23 protein-coding genes are annotated in these 21,608 nt (G+C 40.8%); 2 read left to right on the forward strand and 21 right to left on the reverse strand.

The window, feature by feature from the left end:
• Nucleotides 1–107 precede the first annotated feature (107 nt).
• From spoIIID to UFO1_RS21215, 19 genes are all read right to left on the reverse strand, one after another.
• On the reverse strand, nucleotides 108–374 hold the full coding sequence (gene spoIIID, locus UFO1_RS21125) for a sporulation transcriptional regulator SpoIIID (RefSeq protein WP_038673997.1): 267 nt from the start codon (nucleotides 372–374) through the stop codon (nucleotides 108–110).
• A 319-nt stretch (nucleotides 375–693) separates the two neighbouring features.
• Entirely contained in the window at nucleotides 694–1,422 is a 729-nt protein-coding gene (locus UFO1_RS21130) for a M23 family metallopeptidase (RefSeq protein ID WP_038673999.1), read from the reverse strand.
• A gap of 183 nt (nucleotides 1,423–1,605) precedes the next feature.
• Nucleotides 1,606–2,598: a stage II sporulation protein D gene (gene spoIID, locus UFO1_RS21135; protein WP_038674001.1), complete on the reverse strand. Its 993-nt coding sequence runs from the start codon at nucleotides 2,596–2,598 to the stop codon at nucleotides 1,606–1,608.
• A gap of 491 nt (nucleotides 2,599–3,089) precedes the next feature.
• Nucleotides 3,090–4,367: a UDP-N-acetylglucosamine 1-carboxyvinyltransferase gene (gene murA, locus UFO1_RS21140; protein WP_038674002.1), complete on the reverse strand. Its 1,278-nt coding sequence runs from the start codon at nucleotides 4,365–4,367 to the stop codon at nucleotides 3,090–3,092.
• Between the two features lie 63 nt (nucleotides 4,368–4,430).
• Nucleotides 4,431–5,192, reverse strand: a complete 762-nt coding sequence (locus UFO1_RS21145; protein WP_038674004.1) for a YwmB family TATA-box binding protein — start codon at nucleotides 5,190–5,192, stop codon at nucleotides 4,431–4,433.
• Nucleotides 5,193–5,488: 296 nt separating this feature from the next.
• Nucleotides 5,489–5,896, reverse strand: a complete 408-nt coding sequence (locus tag UFO1_RS21150; RefSeq protein ID WP_038674005.1) for a F0F1 ATP synthase subunit epsilon — start codon at nucleotides 5,894–5,896, stop codon at nucleotides 5,489–5,491.
• Nucleotides 5,897–5,899: 3 nt separating this feature from the next.
• Nucleotides 5,900–7,312: a F0F1 ATP synthase subunit beta gene (atpD, locus tag UFO1_RS21155; RefSeq protein WP_038674007.1), complete on the reverse strand. Its 1,413-nt coding sequence runs from the start codon at nucleotides 7,310–7,312 to the stop codon at nucleotides 5,900–5,902.
• Between the two features lie 20 nt (nucleotides 7,313–7,332).
• The gene (atpG, locus tag UFO1_RS21160) at nucleotides 7,333–8,181 is read right to left on the reverse strand and encodes an ATP synthase F1 subunit gamma (RefSeq protein WP_038674008.1); all 849 of its coding nucleotides are present in this window, start codon (nucleotides 8,179–8,181) and stop codon (nucleotides 7,333–7,335) included.
• Between the two features lie 5 nt (nucleotides 8,182–8,186).
• Nucleotides 8,187–9,713: a F0F1 ATP synthase subunit alpha gene (gene atpA, locus UFO1_RS21165; RefSeq protein ID WP_038674009.1), complete on the reverse strand. Its 1,527-nt coding sequence runs from the start codon at nucleotides 9,711–9,713 to the stop codon at nucleotides 8,187–8,189.
• A gap of 2 nt (nucleotides 9,714–9,715) precedes the next feature.
• Nucleotides 9,716–10,282 (reverse strand): F0F1 ATP synthase subunit delta, encoded by a 567-nt coding sequence (locus tag UFO1_RS21170; RefSeq protein ID WP_038674010.1) that lies wholly within the window; start codon nucleotides 10,280–10,282, stop codon nucleotides 9,716–9,718.
• Nucleotides 10,276–10,779 (reverse strand): F0F1 ATP synthase subunit B, encoded by a 504-nt coding sequence (gene atpF / locus UFO1_RS21175; protein ID WP_038674012.1) that lies wholly within the window; start codon nucleotides 10,777–10,779, stop codon nucleotides 10,276–10,278. The genes UFO1_RS21170 and atpF overlap by 7 nt, the downstream gene beginning before the upstream one ends.
• Before the next feature lie 79 nt (nucleotides 10,780–10,858).
• A complete protein-coding gene (atpE, locus tag UFO1_RS21180) occupies nucleotides 10,859–11,110 on the reverse strand; it encodes a F0F1 ATP synthase subunit C (protein ID WP_038674014.1) in 252 nt (83 codons plus the stop codon).
• A gap of 88 nt (nucleotides 11,111–11,198) precedes the next feature.
• The gene (atpB, locus tag UFO1_RS21185; protein WP_038674016.1) at nucleotides 11,199–11,879 is read right to left on the reverse strand and encodes a F0F1 ATP synthase subunit A; all 681 of its coding nucleotides are present in this window, start codon (nucleotides 11,877–11,879) and stop codon (nucleotides 11,199–11,201) included.
• A gap of 151 nt (nucleotides 11,880–12,030) precedes the next feature.
• Entirely contained in the window at nucleotides 12,031–12,267 is a 237-nt protein-coding gene (locus UFO1_RS25885; protein WP_236639272.1) for a hypothetical protein, read from the reverse strand.
• A 172-nt stretch (nucleotides 12,268–12,439) separates the two neighbouring features.
• On the reverse strand, nucleotides 12,440–12,676 hold the full coding sequence (locus UFO1_RS21195; RefSeq protein ID WP_236639273.1) for an AtpZ/AtpI family protein: 237 nt from the start codon (nucleotides 12,674–12,676) through the stop codon (nucleotides 12,440–12,442).
• 185 nt (nucleotides 12,677–12,861) lie between these two features.
• Complete coding sequence (gene wecB, locus UFO1_RS21200; RefSeq protein ID WP_038674021.1) at nucleotides 12,862–14,028, reverse strand: non-hydrolyzing UDP-N-acetylglucosamine 2-epimerase; 1,167 nt, start codon at nucleotides 14,026–14,028, stop codon at nucleotides 12,862–12,864.
• A gap of 93 nt (nucleotides 14,029–14,121) precedes the next feature.
• Nucleotides 14,122–15,150: a glycosyltransferase family 4 protein gene (locus UFO1_RS21205; RefSeq protein WP_038674023.1), complete on the reverse strand. Its 1,029-nt coding sequence runs from the start codon at nucleotides 15,148–15,150 to the stop codon at nucleotides 14,122–14,124.
• Between the two features lie 227 nt (nucleotides 15,151–15,377).
• Nucleotides 15,378–16,046, reverse strand: coding sequence for a nucleotide pyrophosphohydrolase (locus UFO1_RS21210; RefSeq protein ID WP_038674025.1), 669 nt, complete (start codon nucleotides 16,044–16,046; stop codon nucleotides 15,378–15,380).
• A 6-nt stretch (nucleotides 16,047–16,052) separates the two neighbouring features.
• Complete coding sequence (locus UFO1_RS21215; protein ID WP_038674026.1) at nucleotides 16,053–16,469, reverse strand: cytidine/deoxycytidylate deaminase family protein; 417 nt, start codon at nucleotides 16,467–16,469, stop codon at nucleotides 16,053–16,055.
• A gap of 547 nt (nucleotides 16,470–17,016) precedes the next feature.
• Between UFO1_RS21215 and UFO1_RS21220 the strand changes: the two genes are divergently transcribed.
• Both UFO1_RS21220 and UFO1_RS21225 read left to right on the forward strand, forming a co-directional pair.
• The gene (locus tag UFO1_RS21220) at nucleotides 17,017–17,496 is read left to right on the forward strand and encodes an Lrp/AsnC family transcriptional regulator (protein ID WP_038674027.1); all 480 of its coding nucleotides are present in this window, start codon (nucleotides 17,017–17,019) and stop codon (nucleotides 17,494–17,496) included.
• On the forward strand, nucleotides 17,493–18,662 hold the full coding sequence (locus UFO1_RS21225) for an aminotransferase class I/II-fold pyridoxal phosphate-dependent enzyme (RefSeq protein WP_038674029.1): 1,170 nt from the start codon (nucleotides 17,493–17,495) through the stop codon (nucleotides 18,660–18,662). The genes UFO1_RS21220 and UFO1_RS21225 overlap by 4 nt, the downstream gene beginning before the upstream one ends.
• Before the next feature lie 177 nt (nucleotides 18,663–18,839).
• Here the strand turns inward: UFO1_RS21225 and ilvB are convergent, their stop codons facing one another.
• Both ilvB and leuB read right to left on the reverse strand, forming a co-directional pair.
• Nucleotides 18,840–20,507: a biosynthetic-type acetolactate synthase large subunit gene (gene ilvB, locus UFO1_RS21230; protein ID WP_051789044.1), complete on the reverse strand. Its 1,668-nt coding sequence runs from the start codon at nucleotides 20,505–20,507 to the stop codon at nucleotides 18,840–18,842.
• A 30-nt stretch (nucleotides 20,508–20,537) separates the two neighbouring features.
• Complete coding sequence (gene leuB / locus UFO1_RS21235) at nucleotides 20,538–21,608, reverse strand: 3-isopropylmalate dehydrogenase (RefSeq protein ID WP_038674030.1); 1,071 nt, start codon at nucleotides 21,606–21,608, stop codon at nucleotides 20,538–20,540.

Consider the following 21,608-nt stretch of genomic DNA (forward strand, 5'->3'; position numbering starts at 1 on the left):
CACAAAGACAAAAATTTTACTAATCCCATGCGCCTTTGTGGTTAATTAACTGTTTCTAAGTAAACAATGTTCACTTGCTTCCATTCTACATTAAAAAAGAAAATCCTTCATTTTTTGTCACTTTTTCCAACATCTTTATATTTTTTGCGAGTTGCTTCCCCACCACGGATATGGCGCTCTGCCTTATTTTGTTCTAGTATAACTCTTACTCGATTTGCCATTTTCTTATTTACTAACGGTAAACGTTCTATCATATCTTTATGTACTGTACTTTTACTTACACCAAAAACAATTGCTGATTGCCGCACTGTATGTTTGCTTTCTAAAATGTGCTGACAAATGTCCAATACCCTTTTACGGATATAATCTTTCATACTTATTCTGCCCCCTCACCTGCTTTGCTAATATATATGCGGACAAAATAAAAAAAAGCACTATTGTGCTTTTTAAAGGTTACTATTTTTATCCGATGACTAAACCGCTCTAAGATTCCTATCTTCATCTCGTTAACAGTCTGTAATTCCCTGCCCTTGACGGTCAGGGAAACAGGCTGTAAACTCGAAATAAGTTCGCTCTAAGGGTCTCCGGACCCAAGGCTCACTTATTTAAGTGGGAGTTAAGAGCGGCTAAGTCCCTGGATAAGTGCGATTAAGATTCAAATGGAGTTAAAACTCCATCTGAATCAAGTCTTCTTTATTCTTTGCTTACTACTAACTTAGGGTCGATATATTCATCACCCTTTTTGATTGCTAAATGCAAGTGATAGTATGGCTCGGCATCAGAATTGCCCATCTTCCCAATTTCTTCACCCGCTTTGATAAAACTTCCTTTGGCGATTTTAGCGTTTGATAAGGAACCATAATAAACTTTATATATATCATTTTTCACGATTACAGTTAAGCCACTCGTTTTATCTTGAAAGATATCACTCACCTGACCATCCTGTATGGCAGATACCTTCTGCCCTTGTGCTCCCAATATGTCAATACCCGTATGAAAACGCCACTCATTATATAAAGGATGCATTTGCCAGCCAAAGTCAACTTTAATTTGCCCCTTGACTCCATGGAAATCCTTTGACGTAATCATTGGTTCTTGTTTTTTTGTTATTTCAGGACTTGCGGCAGTAACAGATTGAGAACTCTCTTTACTTCTTTCATCGGTTACTGCCGGACTTGGGATAATTACAACTTGCTGCTTTACTTCTTGCACTGGACCTGCTATTATTTCTTGCCGTTTACTTTGTAATCCCATTAATACACTTACCATCAACACAAGAGCGAGCGCCAGCAAACCAACTCCAGTATATAAGTTTTTAAAAGAAATTCGTTCTGAAGAAAACCTTGGTTTTGGCAATACAGTATTGATTCTTTTTAAATAAAATGCTATAGAGGACAGGGTATCAAACTTCAATTTGGACATACTATCACCTCATGCTAAGTATGTCCTTTCTATGATATTTTTAAACAGCTTCTAGCTATAATTATAAGAAAAGACTCGGCTTGTACCAAGTCCTCTGACGCAGGCAGAAGCCTTAGTCGTTCTCACTTGGAATCAAGAAAGTGTTATACTTTCTGGTTCCGTAAGAAAAAATCCTCCCATAATCTAGGAAGCATAGATATTTTTAAGAGCTACTCCCGTATAGTACTGGGTAATGATTTGACGAAAATCATGACCATCTTTCGCCATACCATTAGCCCCATATTGGCATAAACCCACACCATGACCGTAGCCAATTGTATTAAAAACCATTTTTCCATCTTCAATTGCTACGTTAAAGTTGCTAGAACGCAAATCCATTTTTTCGCGAATCTCAGCTCCTGATAAAATTTTACTGCCAATACGCACTTGGCCTACCCTGCCTGATTCTGTTGTGCTGACAATCTGCGCTGGCCCGCTACCTCCGTTTTGCATGGTTGCTACTACTTGGGTTTCCGGCCCTAGTATTTGTTCTACTTGTGCCAACGTAAATTCTTTCTTGTCATGATAGCGGGGTGATTTTTGATCCCAGTTGCAAGGCACACTAATTAAATATGGATAGTCAAAGCCCCATACTTCTTTGGCACTGGCTGTCCGTTCCCCACTCGTCGAATGAAATACTGCCTGAATAAGTTCTCCGTTATAAGTCGCTACTTGGCCCCTTGTTTCCTCTACTGCTCGGCTGATCTTACTCCAATAACGATCATAATTCGTCCCCCAGCGTTCTTTTAATTTTGTCTCATTTTGCCAAGCTTGACTTTGCCTAAAATCAGTACTTACGTCTGCACCAGGTTGTTCTGCAATTCCACTGCCACCAAATGCGACCATGCTTTTAACCGCGTAGGTCCTCGCTGCAACCGCCTGGGCTTTTAATGCCTCCAACTCAAACTCTGCAGGCATTTCTGCCGCTACAACCCCTTTAATATATTCTTCGAGATTCATTTCAACAATTTTATTCTGCTCGTGAAGATATACTCTTATTAATATATGTTCTCCCTTCGCCACGTTCTCACTCCTATCTGAACTTGGTTCTCTATTGAAGCCGCCCACTACCAGAGCCGGAACAATAATAACCAGCACCAATACTAACAATACAGCGCATGCTATTATTTTCTTCACACTTGCCCCTCCCCTTGCTCTACATAACCACTACATTCTATGCCAAGCTTTGGGCAAGTATGACCGGGAAAGAGGATTAAGAAAAAGATACATTTTGCAAACACATAAAGAGAAAACACCTTGAACCGCGAAGGCAAGACTATGAAAAATTGAAAATATAGCTAAAAAAATTTTAAACCACAAAGACACAAAGGGCACAAAAGATTTTTTTCACTACCTTTGTGTACTGCGTTAGCAGTATTGTGCTTTTGTGGCTCAAAAAATTGTTCTCCTGCTGGGACTAACTATTAAATAGTAAAAAATATATGGGATTACGTTAACCGCAGAGGCGCAGAGGACACAGAGGAGATAAAAAAAGAAAAGACTTGGCTTGTGCCAAGTTTTTGGACGCAGGCAGAAGCCTTAGTCGTTCTTACTTAGAATCAAGAAAGTGTTATACTTTCTGATTCCGTAAAAAAACTGGCAAGATAGATATCTCACCAGTTTCTCATTTACTTTTTACATTCATTTGTACCGACACGTTTGATGTCTGCACCGACCCCACATAATTTAGCTACTAATCCATCATAACCTCGGTCAATGTGATGAAGATAACCTACTTCAGTTTCTCCCTCAGCAACGAGACCAGCCAGTACTAGGGCAGCTCCCGCTCTAAGATCCGTGGCTTTTACGGGACAGCCTGTTAACGTAGGAGTTCCTTCTACTACAGCACTACGGCCATCAATTTTTATATTGGCTCCCATACGTTTTAATTCATCTACATGCATAAAACGATTTTCAAACACAGTCTCACTAATCACACTGGTACCATGGGATATGGTAGTCATCGCCATAAATTGAGCTTGCATATCTGTTGGGAATCCAGGATAAGGCAACGTCTTAATATCTACAGCTCGCAAATTACCATCACTTTTGACACGTATACCATTCGTATCTTCTTCAATGGTAACGCCAGCTTCTTTTAGTTTTGCAATGACAGGTTTTAAATGTTCCGGCAAGGCATTCTCAACATATAAATCGCCACCCGCCATCGCGGCTGCTACCATATAAGTACCAGCTTCGATACGATCGGGAATAACTTCATAGGTTTTACCAGTTAATTCAGGGACTCCGTCAATTTTAATTAGATTCGTACCGGCACCACGAATGCGTGCACCCATGGTATTAAGATAATTGGCTAAATCAACAATTTCCGGCTCATGAGCTGGATTTTCTAAAATAGTCTGGCCTTTTGCCATACTGGCTGCCATCATAATATTTTCTGTAGCACCTACACTAGGAAAATCTAAATAAATTCTAGCCCCAGTCAATCCATTCGGTGCAGTTGCTTCAATATATCCATGTCCAATATCAATCTTCGCACCTAGGGCTTCGAAGCCTTTTAAATGCAAATCAATTGGGCGAGTTCCTATCGCACAGCCACCCGGTAAAGATATTTTGGAGTGACCATAACGAGCCAATAATGGCCCCATAATTAAAAAAGAAGCACGCATTTTACGGACCAACTCATAAGGCGCTTCACAACTACCAATTACCGTACTATCAACGAGCATGGTCTGTTCTTCTTTGCTATATTGTACTTCAACGCCCAGATGCTTAAGCACTTGGCTAAACGTACGCACATCTTCTAAATCAGGTATCCCTTCTAATGTGCTCGGGGATGTTCCAAGCAAAGTTGCTGCAATAAGTGGCAATACAGCGTTTTTGGCCCCACTAATTTTAATCGTTCCATATAATTTGTTACCACCGCGGATAACTAATCTCTCCATAAGGTCATATCCTCCCGCAAACTCTACTAATATATTTAAAAGGAATAAGTGCTGTTTTATTAATTAATATTCTTTAGTAATAATCGGTGATCCAATGATGACGTAAGTACGATTATCATATTGACTGTAGCGTGTTGCTATATTTATATTCACCTTTTTGTCACCTACTTGCAGCCACTCTCCAGCAATTGAGGAAAATCCTGTATAACTAAGGAAGTTTTCAGCTTTCAGTTTGTCAATAATAACTCCGTCTATTGCCATAAAAGCTTTTTCTAATACTCTTTGTTGTTCTCCATCCACTAGTTTACCACCAAGCCATCCAATCAAGCAAGTATTAATCTTGGGTGAACCACCATTTTTTTTTATACTGTCACTAATTTTTCGTTGTAACTGTTGGATAGAAGTATTTTCATTCACTATGGACTCCATATTCACCACTAGGTAAGTTTCCATTTGAGAGCTATCTCCCTGTTTGGGAATCACCTGCGCCGCAACAAAAGCATGCCACTCTGGCCTTATTGCTTCCGCTTGTACTGTACGATGAGTGCCCCTTTGCTGCTGTGTCAATTGATAATCTTTAGCGCTTACGTCGAGCTGTTCCATTATCTTTTCTACAGTTTCTTGGAGCTGATTATCATTCATCGCTTCATCAGGTAACTTCGCCCAAGCATTTATACTATACTCGTTAAAATGTGCACCAGTTGCTTCCATAGCTTGCGTTAAAGGTTCTTCAGGAGTAGCAGCAGGTAATTCCCTCACCATAGCAAGAGATAAAAGTAATAAGATTGCTAGGCTCATTGATAATCTTGTCCGAAATTTATACATCCTCTCCACCCTTTTTAATAAATAATTCTTTATATATAAATTACTCTGTATGCCTATTCTTGCCACTTGTTGAAGGAGATATACAAACCTTGTGAACATAAAAAAAGACTTGGTTTAGGCCAAGTCCTCAGACGCAGGCATAAGCCTTAGTCGTTCTTACTTGGAATCAAGGAAGTGTTATACTTTCTGATTCCATAAAAAAACTTGGTATACACCAAGTTTTACTTCATTACTACGTTTTATGACTATAAAACAAAAAAAACAGACTAAGCATAAGCTCAGCCTGTTTTTAACCATTATTCTTTATGTTCTTTAACTCGTAGACGTACCAAAGCACGTTTGAGAGCAATCTCGGCTCTTATCAAATCGATACCCGGACTTGCTGTACGCAAGCGACTTTCTGCACGTTCTTTTGCTGCAGCAGCCCTTTCCAAGTCGATTTCATCAGGTAATTCGGCACAATTTGCCAAGACAGTAATTTTCTCAGGCTGCACTTCAATAAAACCACCACACATGGAAATTTGCAGCTCACCATTCTCGGTAATTACTCGAAGGGGCCAAATTCCCAAGGCAGCAATAAGCGCGGCATGTCCTGGAAGAATACCAATATCCCCAGATGTCGTCCTGGCAATCACCATGGTAACATCCTCAGAATAAGCCATTTTCTCTGGGGTAACAATATCCAGCCTAATTGTTTTAGCCATTTATTATTCCCCTTTCATCGTCCGAGCCTTCTCCACTACTTCATCGATAGAACCAACCATATAGAAGGCGGTTTCTGGTAAATCATCATGCTTACCGCTCAAAATTTCTTTAAAGCCTCGAATGGTTTCTTTCAATGGTACATATTTACCAGGTGTACCAGTAAATGCTTCTGCCACAAAGAAAGGTTGGCTCAAGAAACGTTGCATTTTACGTGCCCGAGATACGGTAAGTTTGTCATCATCTGACAGTTCTTCCATACCTAAAATTGCAATAATATCTTGCAATTCTTTATAACGCTGCAGAATTTCCTGAACACCACGAGCTACTTGATAATGTTCTTCCCCAATAATATTAGGGTCAACAATTCGTGACGTTGAGTCCAGCGGATCTACGGCTGGGTAAATACCAAGTTCCGCAATCTGTCTAGACAATACAGTCGTAGCATCCAAATGCGCAAAGGTAGCCGCAGGAGCTGGATCTGTCAAATCATCTGCTGGAACGTATACTGCTTGCACAGAGGTAATAGAGCCCTTTTTCGTTGAGGTAATCCGCTCTTGCAAAGCTCCTACATCTGTCGCCAACGTCGGCTGATAGCCTACGGCTGACGGCATACGTCCTAAAAGTGCGGAAACTTCAGAACCTGCCTGAATAAAACGGAAAATATTATCTACGAAAAACAATACATCTTGTCCGCCTACATCCCGGAAGTACTCTGCCATAGTAAGACCTGTTAAGGCAACACGCATTCTAGCTCCTGGTGGTTCATTCATCTGCCCATAAACCAAGGCAGTTTTTTCGATAACACCGGATTCCTGCATTTCCATCCATAGGTCATTCCCCTCACGAGTACGTTCCCCTACACCCGCAAATACAGAATAGCCGCCATGTTCTGTTGCAATGTTACGAATCAGTTCCATGATCAGTACTGTTTTACCTACACCAGCACCGCCAAACAAACCAATTTTACCACCCCGAGAATAAGGCGCAATCAAGTCAACAACTTTAATACCTGTTTCTAGGATTTGGGTTGATGTTTCTTGTTCTTCAAAACTAGGGGCCGGACGGTGAATCGGCCAATAATCGTCCACTGCTACTTTATTTTCATTGTTATCTACTGTTTCACCTAGTACATTAAATACCCGACCCAGCGTACCTTTACCCACGGGAATTTTAATAGGGGCGCCAGTATCTACAGCTTGCATACCGCGGGTCAAACCATCCGTAGAAGACATCGCTACGCAGCGCACGATATTATCGCCAAGATGCTGCATAACTTCTACGGTTAAACTAACCTCTACATCCGTAGAGGTATCCGCGATTTTAACAGAGTTATAGATGGCAGGTAACTGTTCCGGAGGGAATTCAATATCAACAACAGGTCCAATAACCTGTATTACTTTGCCTGTACTACTCAAAGGTTTCCCCCTCCTATCTTTTACTTTAACGCCTCGGCACCGCCCACAATTTCGGAAATCTCCCGAGTAATGGTGGCCTGACGGATTTTATTGTAATTCAAAATAAGCTTAGCAATTAATTCTTCTGCGTTATCGGTAGCAGATCCCATGGCTGTCATACGAGCACCTAGCTCACTTGCAGCGGATTGAAGCAATGCTCCATAAATAACGGTTTCCAAATATTGAGGCAATAAAAAATTCAAAACCTCTTCTGCTGATGGTTCAAAGATATATTCTTGATCTGCCGAACTTGCTCCTGTATCTTCGATAGGAAGTAACTTTACACTAGTAGGAATTTGCGTAATCGCCGATTGGAACAAGGTATATACTAAATGAATTTCATCGTATTTACCTGTTTTAAAACCTTCCGCAACAGACCTGGCAATCGTTACTGCATCTTGATAGGTAGGTTTCTCGGAAAATCCAGTATACTCTTCCTCCACAGCATAGCCTCGCCGCGTAAAATAATCTCTCGCCTTACGACCAACAGCAAGGATACTGCTTTTATCTTTCGCCGCTGTAATATGAGGCAATGCCTCTTTTATTACGTTGGAAGAATAAGCTCCTGCTAAACCCTTATCAGCACTTAAAATCAAGTAAGCCACACGATTGACTTCTCTGACTTCTAATAGCGGATGAGAAACATCACTCGCATGATTGGCTACACTTGCCAAGACCTCTCTAACCTTTTCAGTATAAGGGCGGCTAGCGGCAGCTTTTTCTTGTGCTCGACGCAATCTCGCGGCAGCTACCATTTTCATGGCTTTCGTGATTTGTTCAATACTTTTTACGCTTTTTATACGGCGGCGTATATCCTGTGCATTAGGCATTTACATCACCTCGCCGTTTTATCATCTGAGACAAATGTTTCTTTAAATTCTTTAATTGCCTGTTTTAATGCTTCCTCAGTTTCTTTGGACAAAGCCTTGGTCTCTTTAATGGTCTGTCCAATGGTTGGATGATTGGCTCTTAAAAACTTAAGGAAATCGCGTTCAAATGCGGCAACATCACCTAAAGGAATATTGTCAAGATAGCCATTAATGGCCGTATAAATAACAACAACCTGCTCATCTACACCTACTGGAGAATATTGAGGCTGTTTTAAAACTTCCATAGTACGTTGCCCACGATCTAGCGAAGCCTTAGTGGCTTTATCAAGGTCAGAACCAAATTGAGCAAAAGCTGCCAATTCCCGATACTGAGCCAAGTCCAGACGAAGCCGTCCGGCAACTTGCTTCATCGCTTTAATCTGAGCGGAACCCCCTACCCGTGATACGGACAACCCTGCATTAATCGCTGGACGAATACCAGAGTAGAACATTTCACTTTCTAGGAAGATCTGACCATCTGTTATGGAAATAACATTGGTCGGAATATAAGCAGATACGTCGCCTGCCAAGGTCTCGATGATTGGCAATGCAGTAATCGAACCGCCGCCTAATTCTTTGGACAACTTCGCAGCCCGTTCTAATAAACGAGAATGTAGATAAAATACATCCCCAGGATATGCCTCACGACCCGGTGGACGGCGAAGCAGCAAGGACATCGCACGGTAAGCTACTGCATGTTTTGATAAATCATCATATACGCAAAGTACATGACCACCTTTGTACATGAAGTATTCACCCATTGCTACACCAGCATAAGGAGCAATGTACTGCAGTGGTGCACTATCCGATGCAGAAGCAACGACAACTATGGAATAAGCCATTGCACCACTTTCTTCTAAAGTATGTACTACACGGGCCACTGTAGATGCCTTTTGTCCAATAGCCACATAAACGCAAATTACATCTTGCCCTTTTTGGTTCAATATTGTATCAATGGCTATAGCAGTTTTCCCTGTACCACGGTCACCGATAATCAGTTCCCGCTGTCCACGGCCAATTGGCACCATAGAATCGATTGCTTTGATACCTGTCTGCAATGGTTCCTTAACGGATTGGCGAGCTGCAATGCCTGGTGCAAGAAACTCAACAGGACGAAACTCTGTTGTTTTGATAGGTCCTTTCCCATCAATTGGTTGCCCTAAGGCATTGACAACTCTGCCAACCATGGCTTCGCCAACAGGCACCTGCATAATGCGGCCTGTACGGCGTACTGTGTCCCCTTCTTTGATTACCGTTTCTCCACCAAGGAGCACGGCACCTACATTGTCTTCTTCCAAATTCAAGACCATGCCAAATATCTCATTGGGGAATTCCAACAACTCGCCAGCCATGGCTTTTTCTAGACCATGAATACGGGCAATTCCGTCTCCCACCTCGATAACAGTACCAACATCATCTACATTGAGGTCTACCTGATAGTTTTCTATCTGCTGTTTAATAATCGCAGTTATTTCTTCTGGCCTTATTTTCATATTCAGTCTGTCACCCCAATCCCCGTCACTTCGTTATTCAAAAGTGCATTTTTCAATGTTGCTAACTGGCGAACAATACTGCCATCAATTAATTTATCGCCAATTTTAACAATCATCCCACCGATAATACTTGTATCAATACGTTTGGTTATCACAACTTTTTTACCAGTTACAGCACCCAATTTGTTCACAAGAGCATTCTCTTGGTTTTCCCCTAAAGGCATAGCCGTAATGACTTCTGCTTCTAGAATGTTGCGTGCTTCATTTGCCATTTTTATATATTCTCGAATAATATCTGGCAAAACGGTTTCACGTCTTTTATCTACTAATAATAATAAAAACTTAAGAACAAAATCAGTTAAATCTTGCTCAAAAACTTTCCGAATGGTTTCTTGTTTGGCCTTTGCCAACACCTGAGGATGATACATCAGGATGGACAAATCATGATAAGAGGCAATGGTACTCTCTACCAAACGCAGTTCTTGCTCTACTACATTTAGCATATCCTTTTCAGCTGCTAGCTCATAGATGGCTTGGGCATACTTTACTGCTAACTGATTGGCTAGCATGGCAAACCACCTATCTTCTTATCATCAAGTTTATCAATGAAATCAGACACTATGGCAGCGTTGGCTTCGGAATCCATTTTTTCTTTCATAATTTTTGTAGCAGCAGCCATCGATAAAGCTACGACTTCACCTTTTAGCTGAGCTAATGCCAATTCCCGTTCACGAGCAACTTCTTCTTGCACACTTTTCAGTATGCGAGCACTTTCTGCACGTGCCGCTTTTAAAATCTCTTCCTTATTCTCTTCTGCCACTTTCTCGGCTTTCTCTACAATTGCCTGAGCTTGAGCACGTACTTCTACCAACTGCTTTTTGTATTCCAGCTTAAGTTGTTCAGCTTCTCGTCTGTCTCGTTCTGCTGAATCTATGCTGTCAGCAATTTTTCGTTGACGATCTTCTAGGCCCTGCATTAAAGGCTTGTAAGCAAATTTAGCAAGAATGGCAACTAAAATAAGAAAGTTTACAATTTGTGCTAATAGCGTCCCATTTAATTCAACCAATGAAAGCACCTCCTTATCAAACGGTATCAGGAGACACTGGCATCATTTCCATGCCAGTAACCTTATATTGTTTTAAACCTTATTTTAAAAACGGGTTTGCAAATACTAATACAATCGCAATAACAGCAGCGATAATAGGAATCGATTCGATCAAACCTACAGAAATCAGCATATTTACTAAAATAGTACCTTTGGCTTCTGGTTGTCTAGCCATCCCCTCAATTGCTTTTGCTGTTACAGCACCATCACCGATACCAGCACCAATAGCAGCCAAACCAATAGCTAAACCTGCCCCTAGTACTGAGGCAGCAACGATAATTGCATGTTCCATTATAAAATCCTCCTTAAAACATTTTTGATTTACATTACTTACATTTTCAACTATTTTTACCATCTAATTACATGTGTTTAGTCCGAAGCTAATGATGATCATCTTGCAGTGAGTTTGATAGATAGGATATTGACAGCATGGTAAAGATAAATGCTTGTACAATGCCAACAAAAACACTGAAAGCCAGCCATAATGTAGGCACAAAATAAGGTACCAGCATACCCAGAACCAGTAACAGAATTTCACCAGCCAAAATGTTACCAAATAAACGGAAAGATAACGTAATAGGCTTTGCTACTTCCTCAATGATATTAATAATGACAAACGGTACATAGGGTTCAAAGAAATGTTTTACATACCGTATAAGCCCTTTGTTTTTAACGCCCAGAACATGTACGATGATTACAATCATTAACGCTAGTCCTAGAGTTGTATTAATATCATTAGTTGGTGACGTGAAACCTGGGACCAATCCTAATTCATTACCCACTGCTAAAAATAAAAACAGTGTGATAATCAGTGGTGCCAACTTTTTGCCTTTTGCTCCCATGTTTGCTTCCACTTGTTCAAGTAAAGCAACAACCGCCATTTCCAGGAAATTTTGCCAGCCCCGTGGCCGTAATTCAATACGTCTGGTTGCTACCACTGCCAGTAAAATGACAATTGCCATCGTAATCCAAGTCATCGTCAGCGTATCCAAATTAAAGGTTAATCCTGCAAAGTGGGCTAACTTATGACTTCCGATTTCATGTCCTCCACCGTGTTCCATACCCTCCCCCCTTCCTTTTTACTAGTAGAGGTCCTTTCAAAATCCCCATCGCTTTTTGCGTCTAGATCATTTTAAGAACCTCTAGTTAAGTTGCGTATAACTTATACGCCCCATTATGCTAAAACACCTGAAAACAGGCATCTGTGCAACCTCATGTAATATGAAAAAAGCTTTTTCCTACAATAACGACCCCATTTAAAAACATAACAATTTGAAGTGTAAATAAGCCAAAAACTGCTGACCAAAAATCAAGAACAGGTATCTTTAAAGACATAAACAACATAATTACAATAAAACTCAGACGAAGAATCCACCCAATTCGCATATACAGCAGTGCTTTATGTATGGGCATATCGGCACTTTTACTTACCCGATAGCACATTAACAAAAAATAAACCCCGCTGGTGAAAAGTCCAATTATGAACCCTGGTATCCGCCAGCCAAATCCCGTGAAATAGGCACCTACTGAGATAAAACATCCCCATGCTAGGATCTGCAGTAATGTTCGCCGTATTTGTATAACATATTCTTGCATATCTCTGGTAGAAAGTGTTTACTCTCTACTTACCTCCCACTAACCGCTTATACATCGACCACATTCCTGCTATCATACCTAGTATTATACCCACTATCGTCGCCCAAGGACTACTATCTAAGTACTTATCTACCAGTTTGCCCATTAAAACACCTGCCGCTACAGAAGATACCATATAAAAACCAATCGTTGCAGCCGTGTTAATCCCGCTAAACAACTCATTTTTATCCTTCTTCTGCATGGCAATCTCCTCACATTTCATAGATAAGGCGTCCTTCAAAACTAGACATACAATATTCTTACTGTTTCCTAGATAAATATTCCTATTTTCTTTGGATTACTTATTTTTTCGACAAATACCAATAAAATCCTGCTAAATACGTATTATATTGAAAAGAACATTAATACCTTTATACCTTCTTTAATTACTTTTTATACAGATAGCCTTTATTTAACCTTACAACTTCCGAACTGATCAGGTTTTACCTGGGAAAAGCCATACTTCCAAAGAATGGTTTCTACAATTCGACGAGATGCCTGTCCATCACCATAAGGATTGCAAGCATTTGCCATGCGGTCATATTCTACATGATCCGCCAGTAGGAGACGAGTCTCTTGATAAACTCGGTCTTTGTCCGTACCAATTAGTTTTACAGTGCCTGCCTCAATGGCCTCGGGTCTTTCTGTATTATCTCGTAATACTAGTACCGGTTTTCCTAATGCTGGTGCCTCTTCTTGTACACCACCTGAGTCAGTGAGAACAAAGTGGGAGCGTGCTAATAAATTAGCAAAAGGCTGATACTCTAATGGATCAATTAGCTTAACCCGTTCTATACCGCCTAATTCACTATTTACCACTTCTCGGACAAGAGGATTTTTATGTACAGGAAAAACGACTACTACATCCTCAAACTCAGTAACAATCTGCCTAAGGGCTTGATAAACATGCCGCATAGGTTCACCTAAGTTTTCTCTGCGATGTGTCGTAACTAGAACGACTCGATTATTTATATAGTCAATCCCGTCTAGCATTTCATCTGCAAATTTGTAATCTTTATTTACGGTAGTCAATAGGGCATCTATCACCGTATTACCTGTAACAAAAGTAGCTTCTTCTGCTACAGCTTCTTTTAACAAATTGGCCTTTGCTGTCTTAGTTGGTGAAAAATGCATATCCGTTAGGGATCCGGTCAATTTTCGATTCATTTCTTCTGGGAAAGGGGAATATTTATTTTGCGTTCTAAGACCTGCCTCAACATGTCCCACCGCTGTCTGATGATAATAAGCAGCTAAAGCTCCTGCAAAGGTTGTCGTTGTATCTCCATGTACCAATACAATATCAGGTTTTTCTTTACCAATGACTTCATTCAAGCCTTGCATCGCTCGAGCGGTAATATCAAATAATGTTTGCCCTTGGGACATAATATCTAAATCATAGTCAGGAACAATCTGAAATAACTGCAGCACCTGATCAAGCATTTCTCTATGTTGCGCGGTAACCGCTACAATCGGTTGAATCTGTTCAGGATGTTTATTGAGTTCTAAAATAACTGGCGCCATTTTAATCGCCTCTGGCCTTGTTCCAAATACTGTCATAACTTTAATACGTGACATTATATACTCCCCTTTAAATCTGTTTTGGAAAACCTTGGAGGAACACTCTATTAACAAAAATAGGCAGGCATAATGCCCGCCCACTTGTGTGACTTAATGACTTTCAATCGATTTCGTTGCCTTTAATACCCCTATTTTCCTTGCGCCAATAAAGGCAATACCAAGCAAAGCAATTACAATAAAGGCTCCTAACGATTTGTTCACCTCAGTCAAGGCAATTGCACTCAGACCTAAACAGCCGCTTATGACATACATCAATAGTACTGCTTGTTTTTGGGTTAACCCCATTTCTAATAAACGGTGATGCAAATGACCTTTATCTGGTTTAAAGATAGGACGTCCGCTCATATAACGACGAATAATCGCGAAAGCAGTATCTAAAATTGGCAACCCTAACGCTACGATAGGTACAATTAGGGCGATAGTAGCCGCACTCTTCACTGCACCTAGAATGGATATCGCTGCTAGCATATATCCCAAAAACATACTGCCTGTGTCACCCATGAAAATCTTGGCAGGATTAAAATTATGCTGCAAAAACCCTAAGGCACTACCTGCTAAAGCAGCTGTTAACACAGCCACTGTCCAAAAATTCTGTTGCAATGCAACTAACAGAATCGTTACTGAAGCAATGGTAGATACACCCGCAGCCAATCCATCCAAACCATCAATCAAATTTACTGTATTTGTCAAACCAACCACCCATAAGATAGTGAGAGGAATCGACAAATATTCTACATACAGCATATCCCCAAAGGGATTGGTTAACCATTCAATGCGAATGTCGAACATAACCAGTACAGAAGCCGCGACAATTTGTCCTAATAATTTCACTCTAGCAGGTAATGGTTTTAAATCATCAATAATACCTACAATTAAAATTACCGTACCACCAACTAATAGGCCCATAATTTCACGACTCACATACATGCTTGCTAGTACAGCCAACACAAAGGCTGCATAAATAGCTAAGCCCCCCATTCTCGGGATAGGCCGAGTATGCACTTTACGAGCATCCGGAGCATCTAAGGCTCCTACTTTTATTGCTAAATCTTTTACCCGCGGTGTTACAAAGTAAGCAACCGCTAAGGCAACGGTAAACGCCACAATATATGTCTGCATTATTAAGCACCTCATTTCTACACAACAATCCCATTTTACATCACGTCAATACCCTTGTCAAACGGATTCTATCAGGATAAATCCTCATTATTACTAGCATATTGAGCCTTATGCCCTTATATGGAATGCATTAAAGAAATTGTAAAATCATTGTCGAGACGCTAGGAGTGGTCTTAGACATATCCTTTCATAATTTTGCATCTATACTATTTAATATAACCTATTTATTAGGGGCAGTCTATACAATAACCTTTGCGTTTCAGTTTTTCAATATGAGCTTTTCTTAGTTCCTGTATATTAACATGATACTTTTGCGCCAAAATATACATCATAGTAAAACAACATTGGGCTACATCTAATAATTCATAAGCACATCCTAGCAAAGCTGCTTCTTTTGTTAAGTCAGCTTCTTCTCCTGATGCCCCTGCTCTTTTCCCCAAATACTGAGTAAGCTCACCAATTTCTTCTTGAATTTTGCATACCGTTGTCAGCAAACTTACCTCTTCCAAGATAAGCCGAGGTAATTTTAAATATTTAAAATCACCAACCGTCGTGATGCTGTATTGAAGGCGATTATCAAATAAATACCCTTTTTGTTCTAACTTGCTTAGATGCTGACCAATTAAAGTATCCACCTCTATCCCATAAGATTCTTCCATTACAAATAACATGGTTACACAAGTTTGCGCTACATCCAACAGTTCACCAGCAACTTCGGTAAGTAAAACTGTTCCTTGGTCACTAGCATCCTCTTCCTTCACTAGTGTATTTTCATAAGGTAAAAAGTGCAATACGGCTCTTGCGAGTTCACCAGCTTCCTCCATAATTTTAAATAATGTGGAGTCTAATGTTGGCGTAAGGTTATTTAATTTAGGTAGGTAAATTGGTTCAAGCATAATCTATCACAGCCCCTCTTTTGGCATATATACCACCTCTACTGCAGATAATGCAAACCAATCTGTATGGGGGTTATAATCTCTAGCATACACGACTTTGGTTATACCTGAAGTAATAATTAGTTTTTGGCACTCAGGACAGGGCCTATCAGTGCAATAAAGAGTAGCTCCTCGCCGTTCATCTGGCGTACATTCCAAAAGGGCATTGGGTTCTGCATGTATACAGCGTACGCAATGCTCCCCTAACATAGCACAACCATCATCTATACAATGAGGTAATCCCGCTGGGCTCCCATTATAACCTGTTCCTTTAATACGCTTATCTTTCACAATGACTGCACCTACATGCCTTCTTAAGCAAGTACTACGTTCTGCCACTTGAAAGGCAATATCTAAAAAGTATAAGTCCCAATTTTTCCGCATAATTACCTCCGCTACTTCAATTCAACAGCAATCAAACATACACCAATTATACTATAGATGATAAGTGAACTAAAGAGCCAATCTATAGTATCAGAAAATACAACAGGAATGGAAAATAAACCACAGAGGTACAGAGGACACAGAGGGGAATTTTTTTAAAAAAACACTTTTAAACACGAAGATTTGAAGAATACTAAGAGAATTTAAACCTATATCGCCTCTGTGTTCTCTGTGTTCTCTGCGGTTCAATTCCCTCTTCTTTTTCAATTTGCCAACATCTATAAATCGAATATTCTAATTATATCATAGGAAATATGGCATTTTTTTTGTAAATCCATGTACTTCTCATCAGTATATGTGGTATCCTAGAAAATACAGTAACTTTTTTATCCGATGACTAAACCGCTCTAAAACTCCCATCTTCTATAAGTGGGAGTTAAGAGCGGCTAAGTCCCTGGATAAGTGCGACTAAGATTTAGATGGAGTTAAAACTCCATCTGAATCAAGTCTTCTTTATCCTATTATTTTATCAAGGGGGACCTTTTCTATGAAAGAACTTTTGGAATGCCTAGAAAGAGACCATACTCAATCACCAGAGCAGCTAGCGGTTATGTTAAACAGACCAGCACCGGAAATTGCCGCACTTATAAAACAATTTCAAGATGAAAAAATAATCTTAAAATACCAAACCATTATTGACTGGGAAAAAGCAGGTGTCGATAATGTAACAGCTGTGATTGAAGTCAAAATTACTCCCCAGCGAGAGGTTGGTTTTGATGCCATAGCGGAACGCATCTGCCGATATCCAGAGGTCCGAGGTTTATATTTGATGTCAGGAGGATATGACCTGTCTGTAACTATCGAAGGGGCTAGTTTAAGAGATGTTGCTGATTTTGTCTCTACTAAATTATCAACCATCGATGGGGTCGTTAGCACCAACACCAACTTTATGTTAAAGAAATATAAATATGCTGGGGTTATCATTGATGACTTAGAAGAAGAGCACAGGCTGGTGGTATCACCATGAATTGGTCAGAGCGCATATCGCCAACTGTAAAGGCTATTCCGCCTTCTGGCATTCGGCGTTTTTTTGATATTGCTGCCGAAATGAAGGGTGTCATTTCTCTAGGTGTAGGCGAACCTGATTTTGTCACACCCTGGCACATCCGAGAAAGCTGTATCTATGGACTGCATAGAGGTTATACTTCCTATACCTCTAATTATGGACTTCTTGAACTTCGCGAGGAAATTGTTAAATCTCTCTATAATGACTACCAAGTTACATACAACCCCAGGCAAGAAGTACTAGTGACAGTGGGGGTAAGCGAAGCATTAGATTTAGCTATGCGTGCTCTGCTTAGCCCTGGTGATGAAGTTTTGGTGCCTGAGCCCTGTTATGTATCCTATAAATCCTGCGTCACACTAGCAGGCGGTGTTGCCGTTACAGTGCCTACCAGTATTGATAACCAGTTTTGCATCACTGCAGAGCAGTTAGAAGCTTACGTTACACCTCGCACGAAAGTGCTATTGATTGGTTATCCTAATAATCCTACTGGCGCTGTTATGACAAGAGAAGCTTTAATGAGTATTGCAGCTTTTGCCCTAAAGCATGACCTTATCGTTATTTCTGATGAAATCTATGCTAAGCTCACTTACGATGGCACCCATACCTGTTTCTCTAGTCTACCAGATATGCGGGATCGTACCATAGTTTTAAACGGTTTTTCTAAGGCTTACGCCATGACCGGCTGGCGTATTGGTTATGCAGCCTCTAATGCTGATTTTATCGGGGCTATGACTAAAATCCATCAGTATACGATGCTATGCACTCCCATTACAGCCCAAGTCGCTGCAATTGAAGCTCTCAAAAGAGGGGAGTCACAGGTTACTCATATGGTTACAGAATACAATCAACGTCGCCGCCTTATTTTAGATGGGTTTCGCGAAATCGGACTCGAATGTTTTGAACCGAAAGGAGCGTTTTATGTTTTTCCTTCGATAAAAGCAACTGGCCTAACTTCACTCGAATTTGCGGAGCAGTTATTGATGTCTGAAAAAGTAGCCTTAGTGCCAGGCAATGCCTTTGGTGATAGCGGCGAGGGATTTGTTCGTTGTTCTTATGCCACATCAACAAAAAATATTACAGAAGCCCTCCAGCGGATTGGGCGGTTTGTGGCAAGTCTAGAAAAATAACGAAACCGCAGAGACGCAGAGAACACAGAGGCAGGATATCTTTTTTTATTAAAATTCCTCTCAGCGTACTCTGCGCCTCTGTGGTTAATCATATTTTCCAAGCTTACTCCACAAACATATCTCCTTCTATCATACAAAAATAGAGACCTGGTCATAATCGACCAGGTCTCTATTTTGTTAAATATCCATAAACGTATCTAAGGGTGAATTAGGTACTAACATGGGGGTTACTAAATGCTCTGTGAGAATCTTTACTACAATAAGTCTTGGGCTGTTACTTTCAAGGGCATCAGCAAAAGCCTCAATAAACTCTTCTTGCGTCGTAGCTAAAGCCCCTTCAATGCCAAAGGATTTCGCAAAACAGACAAAATCCATTTGCACCGTTTGCAGTGAAGCAGAATATCGTTCTTTGTAAAACAACTCCTGCAATTGACGGACCATCCCTAATGAACTGTTATCAACAACAATAGTAATCAAAGGCAGATTCTGCGTCCTAACCGTAAATAACTCACAGCCAGTCATCTTAATGCCGCCATCCCCTACAATGGTAATCACTCTCTTATCAGGAACAGCTAACTGTGCCCCAATGGCGGAAGGTAAACCAAAGCCCATTGTTCCTAAACCACCAGACGTAATCCAAGAACGAGGCGACTCTATATTTAAATTTTGAGCAGCCCACATTTGGTGCTGTCCTACATCCGTGGCAAAGATAAACGGTTTACCAACTGTAACCTCTGATACATGCCTAAGCATCCAAGGTGCAGTCAATATATCCTTACCATAATCAACTTTAAATTTTTCTTTCCATACCTCAATCTTATCCCACCAAATAGGTCCATCAACAGGTTTAATACGTTGATGCAAGATTTCCACTAATTGTTTTACATCTCCCGCTAAGGCAATATGGGTGATAACATTCTTATCCAATTCGGCGGGGTCTACGTCAATATGAATGACTGTTTTCCCCTCTGCATATTTAAACTTATTCCCTGTTACTCGATCATTAAATCGACTGCCAATGGCAATGACAACATCAGCACCATGGACAGCATGATTGGCTACCTTGCCACCATGCATCCCCGTTAATCCTAAAAACAAAGGATGTTTCGAAGGAAATACACCTAAGCCCATCAGAGTGCTCACCACAGGAGTACCAATTTTTTCAGCTAAACCAATAACCTGTTCATATGCCCCAGAAGTAACGACACCACCACCTACAATCATCACTGGCTGACTTGCTCTTGCTATGGCTTCCACTGCTTGATCAATGGTTCTACTGCCATATTCAGACAGTTCCCATTGTGGTTTTGCTTTCTTTACCTTTTTTTCAGGGGAAAAAACAAATTTAGCTGCCTGAATATCACTTGGTATGTCAATTAAAACGGGCCCTGGACGTCCGGAACAGGCAATTCGAAATGCAAAGCGTATGACTTCTGGTAATAAGGTTACATCTTTGACGAGAAAATTATGTTTTGTTACGGACATGGTAATACCCGTTGTATCTACTTCCTGAAAGGCATCATTACCAATAAGATCCGTAGAGACCTGCCCCGTAATAACCACCAAAGGCACAGAATCCAAATACGCATTAGCCAGCCCAGTTACCAAATTTGTCGCCCCCGGCCCACTAGTGGCAATGCAAACCCCGACTCTTCCACTGGCACGAGCATAACCATCAGCCGCATGTATCGCACCCTGTTCATGTGCTGTGAGGATATGACGTATTGAGCCGCCATAAATGGCATCGTACAAAGGTAAAATACGTCCTCCTGGATAACCAAAAACCGTATCTATTCCTTGTTCTAATAAACACTCCACAATCGCTTGTGCACCAGATATCTCCATACAAGTCACCTCCTTACATTAGGGCATTACCTAAAGTTTCCCTTCAATCAGTCCAGCCATTTCCTCTGTTGTCACCTTTGTCGATCCAGGTTTATATAGATCGGCGGTACGATATCCTTCTAGCAAAACCTGTTCTACAGCCTGCTCAATTTGAATGGCTGCTTGTTCAGCACCCAGGGAATAACGTAGAAGCATGGCAGCAGACAAGATGGTGCCTACTGGATTTGCTAAACCTAGGCCTGCAATATCTGGAGCTGATCCATGTATTGGCTCATAGAGCCCCGTACCATCACCAATACTTGCTGATGGCAGCATACCAATCGACCCCGTCAATACTGCAGCTTCATCACTTAAAATGTCACCAAATAAGTTATTGGTTACAATTACATCAAACTGCTTTGGTGCCAAAATCAGCTGCATAGCACAGTTATCCACGTATAAATGGCTCAAATTAACATCAGCAAATGTTCCAGCTGTCTCATTTGCTACCTTTCTCCATAATCTCGAAGAAGCCAATACATTGGCTTTATCTACGGACACCACTTGATTACGACGAAGTTTAGCAGCCTGACAGGCCAATGCAACAATGCGGCGAACTTCAGGGGCACTATAGATTTCAAGATCAGAAGCCTGCTCAACACCGTTAACCATTGCAGCTTCACTTTTCGCCCCATAATAAATACCACCATTTAATTCACGTACCAATAAAATGTCTACACCAGAAATAGCTGCGGCTTTTAACGGAGAGAACTCAATTAGAGCCTCCGATACCTTAATCGGGCGCAAATTAGCATAAAGGCCTAATTCTTTGCGCAATCCTAAAATTGCCTTTTCTGCCCGTATTTCAGGAGCAACACCATCCCATTTTGGACCACCTACAGCACCTAAGAGAACAGCATCTGCATTTTTAGCTGCTTTAATTGTGCTATCCGGTAAAGGCATCCCATAAGCATCAATCGCCGCGCCACCAGCTAAGTGTTTAGCAAAGGTTAGCGTTACATTACTTTTACTTGCTATCTTATTTAATATACGGACAGCTGCCGAAGTTATTTCTTCTCCGATGCCATCCCCCGGAATTACAACAATATTTTTTTCACTCAT

The sequence above is a fragment of the Pelosinus sp. UFO1 genome (genome assembly GCF_000725345.1).
In the GTDB taxonomy this organism is placed as follows: Bacteria; Bacillota; Negativicutes; order DSM-13327; family DSM-13327; genus Pelosinus.